This window comes from Micromonospora sp. NPDC023956 (genome assembly GCF_040639195.1).
Lineage (GTDB): Bacteria > Actinomycetota > Actinomycetes > Mycobacteriales > Micromonosporaceae > Micromonospora.
Genome location: NZ_JBEZZN010000003.1, coordinates 234888 through 248087, shown reverse-complemented (window position 1 = coordinate 248087; position 13200 = coordinate 234888). Strand labels below are relative to the sequence as shown.

General features: G+C 73.6%; 11 protein-coding genes. 5 read left to right on the top strand and 6 right to left on the bottom strand.

Annotated elements, in window-relative coordinates; genetic code table 11:
• Window positions 1-19: 19 nt before the first annotated feature.
• The 4 genes from AB0F58_RS07325 to AB0F58_RS07310 all read right to left on the bottom strand — a co-directional run bounded on the left by AB0F58_RS07325 (window position 20) and on the right by AB0F58_RS07310 (window position 4443).
• Complete coding sequence (locus AB0F58_RS07325) at window positions 20-1036, bottom strand: ABC transporter permease subunit (protein WP_357139301.1); 1017 nt, start codon at window positions 1034-1036, stop codon at window positions 20-22.
• The gene (locus AB0F58_RS07320) at window positions 1033-2028 is read right to left on the bottom strand and encodes an ABC transporter ATP-binding protein (protein WP_357139298.1); all 996 of its coding nucleotides are present in this window, start codon (window positions 2026-2028) and stop codon (window positions 1033-1035) included. Before AB0F58_RS07320 ends, AB0F58_RS07325 begins: the two co-directional genes overlap by 4 nt.
• Before the next feature lie 149 nt (window positions 2029-2177).
• Window positions 2178-3431: a hypothetical protein gene (locus tag AB0F58_RS07315; RefSeq protein ID WP_357139295.1), complete on the bottom strand. Its 1254-nt coding sequence runs from the start codon at window positions 3429-3431 to the stop codon at window positions 2178-2180.
• A 226-nt stretch (window positions 3432-3657) separates the two neighbouring features.
• Window positions 3658-4443 carry a DeoR/GlpR family DNA-binding transcription regulator gene (locus AB0F58_RS07310; RefSeq protein ID WP_357140389.1) on the bottom strand — a complete coding sequence of 262 codons (786 nt, stop codon included), beginning with the start codon at window positions 4441-4443 and terminating at the stop codon, window positions 3658-3660.
• Window positions 4444-4638: 195 nt separating this feature from the next.
• Here AB0F58_RS07310 and AB0F58_RS07305 point away from each other — a divergent pair, with 195 nt between their 5' ends.
• From AB0F58_RS07305 to nagA, 3 genes are read left to right on the top strand one after another with little or no spacing between them, the layout of a single operon-like run.
• Window positions 4639-5568, top strand: coding sequence for a sugar isomerase (locus tag AB0F58_RS07305; RefSeq protein WP_357139291.1), 930 nt, complete (start codon window positions 4639-4641; stop codon window positions 5566-5568).
• The gene (locus tag AB0F58_RS07300) at window positions 5565-6515 is read left to right on the top strand and encodes an ROK family protein (protein WP_357139288.1); all 951 of its coding nucleotides are present in this window, start codon (window positions 5565-5567) and stop codon (window positions 6513-6515) included. The genes AB0F58_RS07305 and AB0F58_RS07300 overlap by 4 nt, the downstream gene beginning before the upstream one ends.
• The gene (gene nagA, locus AB0F58_RS07295) at window positions 6515-7624 is read left to right on the top strand and encodes an N-acetylglucosamine-6-phosphate deacetylase (protein WP_357139285.1); all 1110 of its coding nucleotides are present in this window, start codon (window positions 6515-6517) and stop codon (window positions 7622-7624) included. Before AB0F58_RS07300 ends, nagA begins: the two co-directional genes overlap by 1 nt.
• Window positions 7625-7648: 24 nt before the next feature.
• On the opposite strand, the gene AB0F58_RS07290 is transcribed toward nagA, so the two are convergent.
• Window positions 7649-8857 carry a DUF4032 domain-containing protein gene (locus AB0F58_RS07290; RefSeq protein WP_357139282.1) on the bottom strand — a complete coding sequence of 403 codons (1209 nt, stop codon included), beginning with the start codon at window positions 8855-8857 and terminating at the stop codon, window positions 7649-7651.
• A gap of 177 nt (window positions 8858-9034) precedes the next feature.
• Here AB0F58_RS07290 and AB0F58_RS07285 point away from each other — a divergent pair, with 177 nt between their 5' ends.
• Together AB0F58_RS07285 and AB0F58_RS07280 are read left to right on the top strand one after the other, a co-directional pair.
• On the top strand, window positions 9035-9820 hold the full coding sequence (locus AB0F58_RS07285; protein WP_357139279.1) for a phosphatase PAP2 family protein: 786 nt from the start codon (window positions 9035-9037) through the stop codon (window positions 9818-9820).
• 24 nt (window positions 9821-9844) lie between these two features.
• Window positions 9845-11092, top strand: coding sequence for an APC family permease (locus AB0F58_RS07280; protein ID WP_357139276.1), 1248 nt, complete (start codon window positions 9845-9847; stop codon window positions 11090-11092).
• Window positions 11093-11169: 77 nt separating this feature from the next.
• Here AB0F58_RS07280 and AB0F58_RS07275 read toward each other — a convergent pair whose 3' ends face one another.
• Window positions 11170-13143: an NAD-binding protein gene (locus tag AB0F58_RS07275; RefSeq protein ID WP_357139274.1), complete on the bottom strand. Its 1974-nt coding sequence runs from the start codon at window positions 13141-13143 to the stop codon at window positions 11170-11172.
• Window positions 13144-13200 lie beyond the last annotated feature (57 nt).

The window sequence follows — 13200 nt, the reverse complement described above, 5'->3', positions numbered from 1 at the left end:
CGGCAGGGACAGCGGCGGCTCAGGCGATGTCGCGGCTGCGCATCGACCAGAGGGCTGCGCCGAGGGCGAGCACCAGCCCGGTGACGAGCAGCACCGAGGAGTGCTGCCAGGTGATGGTCAGGATGTCGGGCTGGCAGTCGCCGGACGTCGAGAAGTTGCAGGCGTCGTAGTTCTCCAGCTTGACCTCCTTGCCGACCCAGGCCAGGCCGTACGTGGGGATCAGCCAGGCCTCGGGGAACCTCACGTCGGCCAGGGCGAGCACCACGCCGAGGCCGAACTGCCCGACGACGCCCACCGCGAGCACGCCGCCCAGGGCGAAGGCGGTGTGCCGGCCCAGCGAGGCCAGCGCGAACCCGATCACCGCCGCGACCACCACCAACGCGAAGCCGCGCAGGCTGGTGAGGGCGAACGACTGCCAGACCCCCGAGGTCATCTTCTCGGTGCTGCCCCGGAGACTGCCGACCGCCCAGAACGCCGCCGTCCAGGCGAGCAGACCGAGCACGGTGACCGTGACCACGCCGGTGAGCAGCGCGGCCAGCTTGGTGAGCAGCACGTTGAGCCGCTTCGGCCGCCACAGCAGCAGGTTCATCATGCCGCCGGTGCTCCACTCGGCACCGACGAAGGAGGCGCCGACCACGAAGGCGATCAACCCCAGGATGGCCGCGTACGTGATCAGGGTTTCCCCGAAGTTGTTCCGGAAGTCGAAGGTCGACGGGAGGTACCACTGGGCCTGGAACGCGTCGCGCGGCGGCGGGGTGATGACCGAGCAGTCGTCGGGGAACCGGCCCGGGTTGGTCTCCCCGGCCGCCTCCGCCCGCTCGCACTCGTTCCGTTCCCGCTCCGCGTACCGGACCTGCTCCTCGTACTGCGACTGGGCCTGGCGCTCGGCGGCGGCGCGCTGTTCGGGGCCGATCTGCTTGTTGGTGAAGAAGGTGCCGACCACCACGGCGAGGAGCACCAGCAGGCCGATCAGGGCCATGTACCGGGTGAAGCGGCGCTTGCCGAGGCGACGCAGCTCGGTGACGTACAGGCTCATGCGTTCCGACCTCCCTGGGTGTTGCCGCCGACCTTGCGGGACTGGTCGACCTGGCGGTGCTGGCCGGGAACGGGCGCGGTGGCGGTCAGCTCCAGGAAGACGCTCTCCAGGTCGGCGGTGACCGGAGCCAGTTCGCTGACGTACAGGCCGCTCTCGGCGAGCAGCCGGGTCACCGTGGCCGGCTTGTCCACGCCGGCGAGCATCAGGTGGTCGTCGTACCCGCTGACCTGCACGCCGGCCCGACGCAACGCCTCGGCGGCGAGCGGCAGGTCGGTGACCGCCTCCAGCCGGACCCGGACCGCGCCGCCGGAGTAGCGGGCGAGCACCTCGTCCACCGGTCCGAAGGCGACCCGGCGGCCCAGCGAGATGATGGTGACCGAGTCGCAGATGAGTTGGATCTCGCCGAGGATGTGGCTGGAGAGCACCACGGTCATCCCGGACGCGGCCAGGTCGCGCATGAGCGTGCGCATCTCCCGGATCCCGCCCGGGTCGAGGCCGTTGGCCGGCTCGTCGAGGATGAGCAGCTTCGGATCCTTGAGCAGCGCCGAAGCGACCGCGAGGCGCTGCTTCATGCCCAGCGAGTACGTCTTGACCCGATCACCGGCCCGGTCGCGGAGCCCGACCAGTTCCAGCACCTCGTCGACGCGGCCGGGCGCGACGGCCCCGGCCCCGGCGAGCAGCGAGAGAGTGTCCCGCGCCGAGAAGTGCGGGAAGAACTGCGGGCTCTCCACGATCGCGCCGACCTGCGCGGCCACCTCGGGCAGTGCGGCCGGCACCTCCCGGCCCAGCAGCGCCATCCGACCGGCGTTCGGCCGGATCAGGCCGAGCAGGGTACGGAGGGTGGTGGTCTTGCCGGACCCGTTCGGGCCGAGGAAGCCGTGCACCTGCCCGGCGTCGACCCGCATGTCGAAGCCGTCCAGCGCGTGTCGCTCGCCGCGCCTCCGGCTCTTGTACGTCTTGCGTAGACCTTCTATCTCCAGCACGGCGGGCACGTTGACCTCCCCCGCTCGGGTTTATGACGGGACAGACAATACTGTGCTATCCGCACTAGCGGGAGCCGAAACGCCGCCATTGTGCGAACAACCTGACCACGGCGTTCCCGACGGGCTCCGCGGCCCGTCGGGAACGCCTCGCGTCCTGGTCAGCGATCGACGGGGACCGGAGCCACGCGGCGGCGCCGGCCGAGCAGGGCCAGTCCGATCCCGGCGACGACGAGCACCAGCCCACCGCCGGCCATCGACGACACCGGTGACCCGGTGATCGGCAGAGTGCCCGAACCGTCCCCGTCACCCGCCCCCGAACCCGCCGGGTTCACCTGGACGACGATCGTCCGCGACACGCCGACCACGTCCGACGGGGCGGTCACCCGGTAGTGGTGGGCGCCCGTCCCCTTCGGCGTGACGGCGAGCGAGAAGCGGCTGGCGTCGCCGACGCTCCCCTCGGCCACGGTGCGCCAGGCGCCGTCGACCTTCTCCTGGAGCTGCACGTTGGTGACGCTCCACGGTGCGACCGTGCCGGTGAAGGTGACCTTCGTCCCCGGCGGGACAGCGGTCCGATCGGCGCTCGCGGTGACCACGGGCTTGACCCGGGGATGGCCGGACGTGGCGACGATGAAGGCCGGCGCCGTCACGATGTTCGACGGGCGGAGGATACCGACGCAGCGCAGGTGTCCGTCCCCCTTCGGGTACACCTTGGAGAAGGTGCCGTCGGCGGCGGTGGATCCGTTGGCCGGGGAGGGATGCTCGACGCACTGGTTGTCGTACCCGAAGAAGATCGGCTGGTGGGGGATCCCCTTGCCGGTGTCCTGGTAGTAGAACCGACCCTTGAGGGTCAGCCGACCGTCCCCGACCAGCGGGTCCGGCACGAACTGCATGCTCACCGCGGGCACGTGGGTGCCCTTCACGGTGAACTCCGCCGCCGGCCCGGAGCCCCGGGGGTCGACGTCGAGTTCACGCCCCTGGCCGTCGACGGCGCGCACCCGGCTCACCGCCCAGCGACCGCTCCAGGTGGACGGGACCTGGATCGTCGCGCTCCACACGCCGTCCTGCGCGGTACCGGAGGTCAGTCTCAGCTCCGCGCCGTCGGTGTACTTCGTCCCGCCGGACACCCGTTCCAGGATCACGAAGGGAGACGTCGCGCCGATGCCGTCCCCGATCTCGATGACCCCGGACTCGTCGGTGAGACGAACGGCGACGGTGACCGGCACCAGGTCGAGGCCGGAGACGGCGACGGCGTCGGGGGTGACGGTGACGTCCCCCAGCACCGGGGGTGCGGTGTCGGCCACGGCAGCCGGGGGCGGCGCGGCGAGTCCCGCCGGAGCGGCCGGTACGGCGGCGGCGAGCGCGCCCCCGGTGGTGAGTAGAAGTGCCGTCAGGCCAGTGGTCAGCCGCAGCATGAATGGACCTCCAGGAGAGGCGGTCGTGGCTGGAGCCACGTCGACACCCTTCCAGTCCACCGGCGGCCGGTCAGGGTTCGCGACTGTCGGCTACCCGACTCACGACGGTCGGGCGGGGGCCGGGGCCGCGGGCGTCGCGGGCGCCCTCGGGCGCAGATGACGGTGACCCCGGCGTCGCGGGCGCCCTCAGGCGCAGATGACGGTGACCCCGGCGTCGCGGGCGCCCTCAGGCGCAGATGACGGTGACCCCGGCGGCCCGGAAGGCCGCGACCACGGCGGGATCGGCCCCGGAGTCGGTGACCAGCGTCTCCACCCGGTCGACCGGGCAGATCCGGGCGAAGGCGTGACCGCCGAGCTTGGACGAGTCCGCGATGATCACGACCCGCCGGGCCCGCGCCACCATCAGGTTGTTCATCGCCGCCTCCCCCTCGTGGTGCGCGGCGGCGCCGAGCTGCGGGTCGATCGCGTCCACCCCGAGCAGGGCGACGTCCAGGGTGACCTCGCGCAGCAGCGCCCCGCCCAGCGGGCCGACCAGCTCGAACGACTTCGGCCGCACCACCCCGCCGGCCACCACGATCTTCATCCGGGACCGGACGAGCAGTTCGTTGGCGATGTTCAGGGCGTTGGTGACCACGGTGAGCTGGGCGCCCTCGGCGCTGGTGTTCAGGTCGGGCCGGACGGCGAGCGCCCGCGCGACCTCGGTGCTGGTGGTACCGCCGTTGAGGCCGACCACGGTGCCGGGCGAGACGAGCGCGGCGGCGGCGGCCCCGATCCGCTGCTTCTCGGCCGAGTGCTTGGCGGTCTTGTAGCGCAGCGGCAGGTCGTACGAGACTCCGTTGGCGACCGCCCCACCCCGGGTACGCGTGATCATCTGCTGCTGGGCGAGCTGGTCGAAGTCACGGCGGATGGTGGCCTGGGAGACGTCCAGCCGCCCGGCGGCCTCCTCGACGCTGACTCGACCGTCATCGGTCAGCATCTCCAGCAGGGCGTTCCATCGGGCGTACCGGTCCACCGGGGGAGCCTCCACTGACTGCACCGAGCGTGATTGATTGCGTGCACAGTAGTGCGCGAAACGCGGGCGCGCAAAGCAATGCCATGCGCGATCGCGCAAGTGGTTGCCACGAGCCCTCGGGTTCACGCAGAATGGCGCTCGAAACATGCCCCTAACGAGCCGTATTGCGCACAGTCTCCCCTGCGAGGAGTTCTCATGGCGTACGTGGACGCGGAGATCGCCAGCCAGCCGGACTGCTGGCGGGAGGCGGCCCAGCTGGCCCCCACCGTCACCGACCGGCTCCCCGGCCCCGGCGAGCGGGTGGCCGTCGTCGGCTGTGGCACCTCCTGGTTCATGAGCAGCGCGTACGCGGCCCGCCGCGAGGCCCTCGGACTGGGCGAGACGGACGCCTTCCAGGCCTCCGAGTTCCCGGTCGGCCGCCGCTACGACCGGCTCATCGCGATCACCCGCTCCGGCACCACCACCGAGGTCACCGACCTGCTCGCCGCGCTGCGTGGCCACCTGCCGACCACGGTGATCGTCGGCGACCCGGACTCCCCCGCGACCCGCCTCGCCGAGGCCGCGGTCACCCTGCCCTTCGCCGACGAACGGTCGGTGGTGCAGACCCGCTTCGCCACCACCGCCCTGGCCCTGCTCCGCGCCCACCTCGGCGACAACGTCCCCGCGCTGGCCGCCGACGCCGAGGTGGCCGTGCGGGCGCCGCTGCCGCTCGACCCGGCCCGGGTGGAACAGGCCACCTTCCTCGGCCGGGGCTGGACCGTCGGCCTGGCCCAGGAGGCCGCGCTCAAGTGCCGGGAGGCGGCCACCTTCTGGGCCGAGGCGTACCCGGCGATGGACTACCGGCACGGGCCGATCTCGATCGCCGCGCCCGGCCGGCTGGTCTGGGCCTTCGGCGAGATCCCGGACGGGCTCGCCGAGGACGTCGCCGCCACCGGCGCGGCCTTCGTGCACAGCCGCACCAACGGCTGCCGCACCGTGCTCGGGCGGTGGGCCGCCGGGCGCAACCCGGTGGACCCGATGGCCGACCTGATCCTGGCGCAACGCTTCGCGGTCGCGCTCGCCACCTGCCGGGGTCTCGACCCCGACGCGCCCCGGCACCTGTCCCGCTCCGTGGTGCTCGCGTGACGGCAGGCTCGCCCGTCACCGGCCAACCCGGTGACCAGGTGGTCGTCGCACTGGACGTCGGCGGGACCGGGATGAAGTGCGCCCTGGTCCGTCCGGACGGCACCGTCGTCCACGCGGAACGGCACCCGACCGGCGCCCAACGCGGTCCCGACGCGGTGGTGGACACCATCCTGGACGTCGCCGCCGGGCTCACCGACCGGGCCCGCGCCGACGGGCTCACCCCCCGGGCGCTCGGCGTCGCCGTACCCGGTGTCATCGACGAGCCCGCCGGGGTGGCGGTCTGGTCGGCGAACCTGGGCTTCCGGGACGTACCCCTGCGGAAACTGGCGACCGAACGGCTCGGCCTGCCCACGGCGCTCGGCCACGACGTGCGTGCCGGCGGGCTGGCCGAGGCCCGGCTCGGGGCCGGTCACGACACCCGGCACGTCCTCTTCGTCGCGGTCGGCACCGGTATCGCCGCCGCGCACGTGGTCGACGGGTCGGCCACCGTCGGCGCGCACGGCGCCGCCGGGGAGATCGGCCACATCCTGGTACGCCCGCACGGCCCCCGCTGCGGCTGCGGGCGCGTCGGCTGCCTGGAGGCGGTGGCCTCGGCCGCCGCGATCGGCCGTCGGTACGCCGAACTGTCCGGCGTGCCGGGGAGTACCGCCGCCGACGTGGCCGAGCGGGCCGTGGCCGGCGAGGAACTGGCCCGCGAGGTGTGGAGCAGCGCCGTCGAGGCGCTCGCCGACGGGCTCGCCACCGGCCAGGCGCTCTTCGACGTGCAGACCATCGTGCTCGGCGGCGGCCTGGTCCGGGCCGGGCGGCACCTGCTCGACCCGCTCCGTACCGCCCTGCGGGAACGGATGACCTTCCACCGGGAGCCGCAGCTGGTCGCCGCCACACTCGGCGACGAGGCCGGCTGTCTCGGTGCGGCCCTGCTCGCCCTCGATTCTCTGGAGGCCTGATGACCGAACGGGTGACCGGCCGGGTGGTGACCCCGACCGGCGTGATCCGCCAGGGGTGCGTGGAGGTCGGTGACGGCCGGATCCGCGCCGTCGCGGAGTACCCGACGGTGCGCGACGGCCACTGGATCGTCCCCGGCTTCGTGGACATGCACACCCACGGCGGTGGGGGGCACACCTTCACCACCGGTGACCCGGAGGCCGCCCGGCAGGCTGCCGCGTTCCACCTCCGGCACGGCACCACCACCCTGCTGGCCAGCCTGGTCAGCTCCCCGTTCGCGCTGATGCGGGAGGCCACCACGGCGTTCGCCCCGCTGGTGCGGGAGGGGGTGCTCGCCGGCATCCACTTCGAGGGGCCGTACCTGTCGACGGTCCGGTGCGGGGCGCAGAACCCGGAGTTCCTGCGCGACCCCTCCGGAGACGAACTGACCGAGCTGATCCGCCTCGGCGAGGGTGCGGTCCGGATGGTCACCCTGGCTCCGGAACGCGCCGGGGCGCTGGACGCGATCAAGCTGCTCACCGGCGCACGGGTGGTCGCGGCGATCGGGCACACCGACGCCAGCTACGACCAGACCCGGGCGGCGGTCGCCGCCGGAGCCAGCGTCGGCACCCACCTGTTCAACGGGATGCGTCCGGTGCACCACCGCGAGCCCGGACCGGCGGTGGCCCTGCTCTCCGCGCCGAACGTGGTCTGTGAGCTGGTCGCCGACGGCGTGCACCTGCACGCCGGGATGCTCACCTTCGCCACCTCGGTCGCCGGCCCCGAGCGGACCGCCCTGATCACCGACGCGATGGCCGCCGCGGGAATGGCCGACGGCGAGTACGAACTGGGCGGCCAGTCGGTCACCGTGGCCGACGGGGTGGCCCGGCTGACCCGGGACGGCGCGATCGCCGGGAGCACCCTCACCATGGACGCCGCGCTGCGGCACGCGGTGGCCGCCGGGATCGACATTGCCGACGCCTGCCGGATGGTGGCCACCACCCCGGCCCGTGCGCTCGGCCTGGGCGACCGCCTCGGCGCGTTGCAGGTCGGTCTCCAGGCCGATCTCGTCGTCCTCGACGACGACCTGACCGTGCTGCGGGTGCTGCGCGGCGGCCAGTGGTGGGACTGAGCACCCCGCCCGCCGGTGAGCCGGTCAGCCGGTGGTGACGTCGACGCCGAGCACGGCCTGCTCGTCGGGCCGGTGCACCAGCACGTCGTTCAGGAACGACTGGACCGCCGGCCCCATGCCGACGTCCCGACCGGCCCGCTCGGAGAGCAGCCACTTGTGCTCGACGATCTGGGTGAACAGCTCCTGCGGCTCAAGCTTGCGCCGCAGGTGGCCGGGAACCGCCCGGACCACCGGCTCGAACACCTCGGTCAGCCACCGGTGCGCGGCCTGCTGCTCGTCGGTCAGGTCGCTCTCCGCCCGGTAGGCGTCCAGGTCGTTGAGGAGCTTGCGGGCCTGGTTCTCCTCGGCGTCCAGGCCGGTCAGCCGGAGCAGCCGTCGGGTGTGGTAGCCGGCGTCGACGACCTTCGGGCGGACCAGGTAACGCCCGTTGTCGATCGTGGAGAGCGCCACCTCGGCGACGTCGAAGCCCATCTCGTTGAGGCGCCGGATCCGCCGCTCGATGTCGTGCCGGGCGTCCCGCTCGACCTGCTGCTCGTAGGTGATCTCGTGCCACAGCCGCTCGTACCGCTGCACGACCTCCTCGCAGACCGTCTCCGGGTCGATCGCCTCGTGCAGCAGCCCGGCGGCCTGGAGGTCCAGCGCCTCACCGAAGATGTTCACCCGGGCGATCTCCAGGTCCTCGCCCCGCTGACCGTTGGAGAGGGAGTGGTGCAGGGCTCCGGTCTCGGCGTCCACCAGGTACGCGGCGAACGCGCCCGCGTCCCGGCGGAACAGGGTGTTCGACAGTGAGCAGTCGCCCCAGAAGAAGCCGGTCAGGTGCATCCGGACGATCAGGGCGGCGAGCGCGTCGAGAAGCCGTTCCAGGGTTTCCGGGCGCAGGGTGTGCGAGAAGAGCGCCCGGTACGGCAGGGAGAACTGGAGGTGCCGGGTGATCAGCACCGGGTCCAGCGGCTGCCCGTCCGGAGCGTGCCGGTCGGCGACGATCGCCACCGCCTCCACGGCCGGGAAGTCGATCCGCTCCAGCGCCCGGAGCAGGTCGTACTCACGCTCGGCGACCCGCTCGCCGGTCTCCTTGACCGCGTAGACGTAACCACCGAGACGGACGAACCGGACGATGTGCCGGGAGATGCCCTGGGGCAGGGCCACCAGGTGCTCGGCAGGCCACTCCTCCAACGGGGTCGACCAGGGCAGGTCGAGCAGCGCCGGGTCGACGAGAGCCGAGGTGATCCGCACGGGACAAGCATGCCGTCTCCGCCCGCCCCACGCCTCCCTTCGTGGCTGGGCACACAGCCGTCGACGGCCCACCGCGCCGGTGAGCGGCTGCCGCCCGACGCCTGCCCGGCCGACAGGCACCCGCCCCGCGGCGACGCGTGCCCGGCCCGCTCCGGCCCGGCGGCGGCGGCCGGTAGCGTGATCGGCGTGCGGAAACCCACGACGGTACGACGGGACACGCGGCTGCGACCGGTCCGCCCCGCCGGCTGGTGGTTCGACGCGCTGCTGCTGGCCGGGCTGGTGGCGATCACCGTGGCACTCGCCCACCGTCACCTCTTCGGCGTCGACCGGGCGGTGGCCGACTGGGCCGAGGCGCACCGACCCACGGTGGCGTACGGCATCGCGGTGGTCTTCAACTACCTCGGGCAGGGCCTGCCGTTGACGCTGCTCACGGCGGGGATGGGGCTGCTGCTGGCGGTCCGGCTCCACTCGCTGCGTCCCCTCCTGCCCAGCGTGATGGCCTTCGCCCTGACGTACGTCACCATCGGCCCGCTGAAGGTGTGGACCGCCCGGCCCGCGCCGAGCGCCAGCGTCAAGGAGCCGTACCTGCCGCCCGAGCAGACGCTCCCCCTCTTCCAGGACGAACTGCCGCTGAAGTTCGCGCAGTCGTACCCGTCGGGGCACGTCGCGAACGCGATCCTCTGGTACGGCGTGCTGGCGTTGCTGCTCGCCCCGCTGCTGCGCAGCTACGGCCGGCACGTCCCACCCCGGCTGGTCACCGTGGTCCGGGTGGTTCCGCCGGTCGTGGTCATGTTCACCACCACCTACCTGGGCTGGCACTGGCTGACCGACTCGGTGGCCGGGTTGCTGCTCGGGCTGCTGCTGGACCGGATCCTGCACCGGGTGCCCTGGGACGACCTTCCGCTGCCGGGACGGCTGCGCGCCTGGGACCGCCCGTTCGTCCCACCGTCGAGCGCCCGCTGACGTCGCGGTACTAGGTTCGATGTGGTGGAACGGCTGGCACGCCGGTTGGGCGTACCCGATGCGGTGGTCATCGGCCTGGGCTCGATGCTCGGCGCGGGCGTCTTCGTGGTCTTCGCGCCCGCTGCGGCGGCGGCCGGCGGCACGGGCCTGCTGCTCGCGGTGGCCCTGGCCGGGTTCGTCGCGTTCTGCAACGCGACCAGCTCGGCCCGGCTGGCCGCGCGGTACCCCGAGTCCGGCGGCACCTACGTGTACGGACGGGAACGGCTCGGCCCGTACGCGGGTTTCCTCGCGGGCTGGGGGTTCGTGGTCGGCAAGACGGCGAGCTGCGCGGCGATGGCGCTGACCATCGGGGCGTACCTCTGGCCGGAGCAGGCGCGGCTCGTCGCCGTCACCGCGGTCGTCGCGGTGACCGGGGTGAACCTGCGCGGCGTGGGGAAGACCGCGACCGCGACGAAGATCCTGGTCGGCGTGGTGCTGGCAGTGCTGGCCCTGGTCGTGGTGACCGGCCTCGGCGCGGTCACGCCGGACCGGGTGGACGGTTCGGACGGCTCCGCGCGGGGCGTGCTCACCGCCGCCGGGCTGCTCTTCTTCGCCTTCGCCGGGTACGCCCGGATCGCCACCCTCGGCGAGGAGGTCCGTGATCCGGAGCGGACCATTCCCCGGGCGGTGCCGCTGGCGCTCGGCATCGTCCTGGCGATCTACCTGATCCTGGCGGTGGTCACGGTCGGCGTCCTCGGGGCCGACGCGCTGGCCTCCTCCGCCGCACCCCTGGTCGACGTGGTGACCGCCGCCGGCCTGCCCGGCCTGGCCTGGGTGGTCCGCGCCGGGGCGACCGTCGCGGTGGTCGGCGTCCTGCTCTCCCTGGTCGCCGGGGTCGGGCGGACGACGCTGGCGATGGCCCGCCGCCGTGACCTGCCGGGTCTGCTGGCCGCCGTGCACCCTCGGCACCGGGTGCCGCACCACGCCGAGCTGGCCGTCGCCGCCGTGGTGGTCGCGGTGGTGCTGCTCGGCGACGTACGCGGGGCGATCGGCTTCTCGTCCTGCACGGTGCTGGTCTACTACGCGATCACCAACGCCGCGGCGCTGACGCTGGAGCGGGAGCCGGACCGACGGTTGCCGGTGCGGGCGCTGGCGGTGGCGGGGCTGGTCGGCTGTCTGCTGCTCGCGGTCAACCTGCCGCTGAGCAGCGTCGCCGGTGGCTTCGGCGTGCTCGCCCTGGGCACGCTCTGGTACGCCGCCCGCCGCCGCCTCGTCGGGCGCCGGTCCGGTTGATCGAATCCGTTCCGCCGGAACGGGGCTGTCCAGGTGCGCCGTCACCGCCACGTCGCCGATCTGGAGGTGATCGTGGCTCAGGGCGCGGCGGGTTCGTCCGGCTCGGGGGACGACGGCTCGGGCCGGACAGGTGGCCCGGGTCGGCCGGCTGGTTCCGGTGGCGCGCCGGTCGGCGTCGACGGACCGTCGGACGAGGGCGGCCCACCGGGCGGTGTCGCGGTGCCGCCAGGGGCCGGGACACCACGGGCAGCGGGCGGGACGGAGCCCCGGGCCGGCGGAGCAGCACCGCGATCCGAAGGCGAGTCACCGGGGGCGGCGACCTCGCGGAGCAGGGCGTTCAGCCCGGCGCGCCGGGCCAGCACGGTCATCCGGTCCCCTGCCGTGATCACCAGGCGCGGGTCCGGGTTCCACTCGAAGCGCGGCTGGCCGGCGCGGGCGTGCGCGAGCAGCCGTACCCCGCCGGGGCGACCGACCGCCTCGAGAGCGCGACCGTCCAACGGAGATCCGGCGGCCACCGAGACCTCGGTGACCAGCAGCGCGTGCCGGCCGACCGGAATGGTGGCGATCATCGCGCGCTCCAGCAGCGCGGCGGTGAACACCGGCGCGGCCAGGTACGACACGCTGCGCGAGATGCCGATGCCGAAGGCCCGTTGCACGCGTTCGGCGAAGTCGCCGTCGAAGAGGCGCAGCACCACGCGCAGTTCGTCGTTGAGCGCGCGCCCGTTCAGCGCCGCCTGGAGGTTGGTGCCGTCGTCGGTGGAGACCACCACCAACGCCTGGCAGGTGCCCACCGAGGCAGCCCGCAGGGTCTCCTCCAGCGCCGCGTCACCCACGATCAGCGGTACGCCGAGCCGCCGCGCCAGGGACGCGCCGCGCGGCTCGGGATGCTTGTCGATGACCACGACCTCGACGCCGAAGTCGTGCAACTGGGCCATCACCCTCGTCCCGACGTTGCCGAGGCCGACGACGACCACGTGGCCGGAACGGTCCGGCTGGATGCGCCCGGAGTGCAGGGCCAGCCGGGCCCGGACGACGCCGTCGACCACCACGGCGGTGATCAGCGGGATCAGCGCCAGCCCGGCGACGCTGAGCACCACCTGCATGACCTGCTCGGCGAAGGGCTTGTTGACGTCCGGGTCCTGCCCGCTGAGCGTGGTGACCAGGGTGAGGTAGAGCGCGTCGATCCCGTTGAGGTGGGCGGCCCGGCCGTTGAGCCAGCCGAGCACCCCGATCAGCGCGAGCACCGCCAGCACGGCGATGCCGATCTTCCGGGTGGCGAAGCTGCGCACCGCGCGGAGCAGCACCACCACCGGCCGACGGCGGCGCCGGTCGCGCCGGGCCCGGGCCAGTCGGCGCGCGGCCAGTTCGGTGCCCGGCATCCGGCCGGTCGCCTCGGCGAGCACCACGTCCGCGTCCGACCCGTCGGCGGGGAGCACCCGCACCTCGCCCGGGTCGCGGGTGTCCGCCACCGCGCAGACCACGTCCTCCGGACGGACGTCGTCGCGGCGGGCCACGTAGAGGGTGCGGCCGGCGTGCCGGAAGTGGGTGGGGGCGACCTCGCCCAGCGCGGCGGCCACGAACGCCGGGGCGGCCATGGTGGCGTCGGAGAGGACCGCCGAGTCGGGAAAGATCTGCCGTACCCCGTTGGCCAGCCCGGTGTTGAACATCCGGACCACCAGCCGCAGCCTCGGCTCGACCTCCTGGGCGCAGAGCGCGGCGTGCATGTTGCCCACGTCGTCCTGGTGCAGCAGGGCGAGTCCGTCCGCGCCGGCCAGCCCGGCCCGGCGGAAGGCCGCCTCGTCGAGCCGGTCGGCCAGCACCACGTCGATGCCGTGCACGTCCCGGCCGTCCGGCCCGTCGGAACGACGCCGCTCGGGCACGATCAGGGTGACCCGGATCCGGCCGGTGGACACCTCGCCGGCGAGCAGCGCCCGCACCACCCAGTAGGCGAGCGGGTCGTGCCCGCAGACCACGTAGTGGGGGCGGGAGCCCGCGTTGGCCCGTAACCGCCGGCTGGCCCGCCAGGCACGATCGAGCAGGGGCTCCGCCATGTGCGGCATGGTAGCCAGTGCCACCCAGCCACCGCGGCCCGCGCCGTCGCCGTACCG

Bases quoted from the DNA above. Each gene is read 5' to 3' on its own strand.
- AB0F58_RS07275 (WP_357139274.1), bottom strand. From the start codon at position 13,143: ATGGCGGAGCCCCTGCTCGATCGTGCCTGGCGGGCCAGCCGGCGGTTA.
- AB0F58_RS07315 (WP_357139295.1), bottom strand. From the start codon at position 3,431: ATGCTGCGGCTGACCACTGGCCTGACGGCACTTCTACTCACCACCGGG.
- nagA (WP_357139285.1), top strand. From the start codon at position 6,515: ATGACCGAACGGGTGACCGGCCGGGTGGTGACCCCGACCGGCGTGATC.
- AB0F58_RS07305 (WP_357139291.1), top strand. From the start codon at position 4,639: ATGGCGTACGTGGACGCGGAGATCGCCAGCCAGCCGGACTGCTGGCGG.
- AB0F58_RS07325 (WP_357139301.1), bottom strand. From the start codon at position 1,036: ATGAGCCTGTACGTCACCGAGCTGCGTCGCCTCGGCAAGCGCCGCTTC.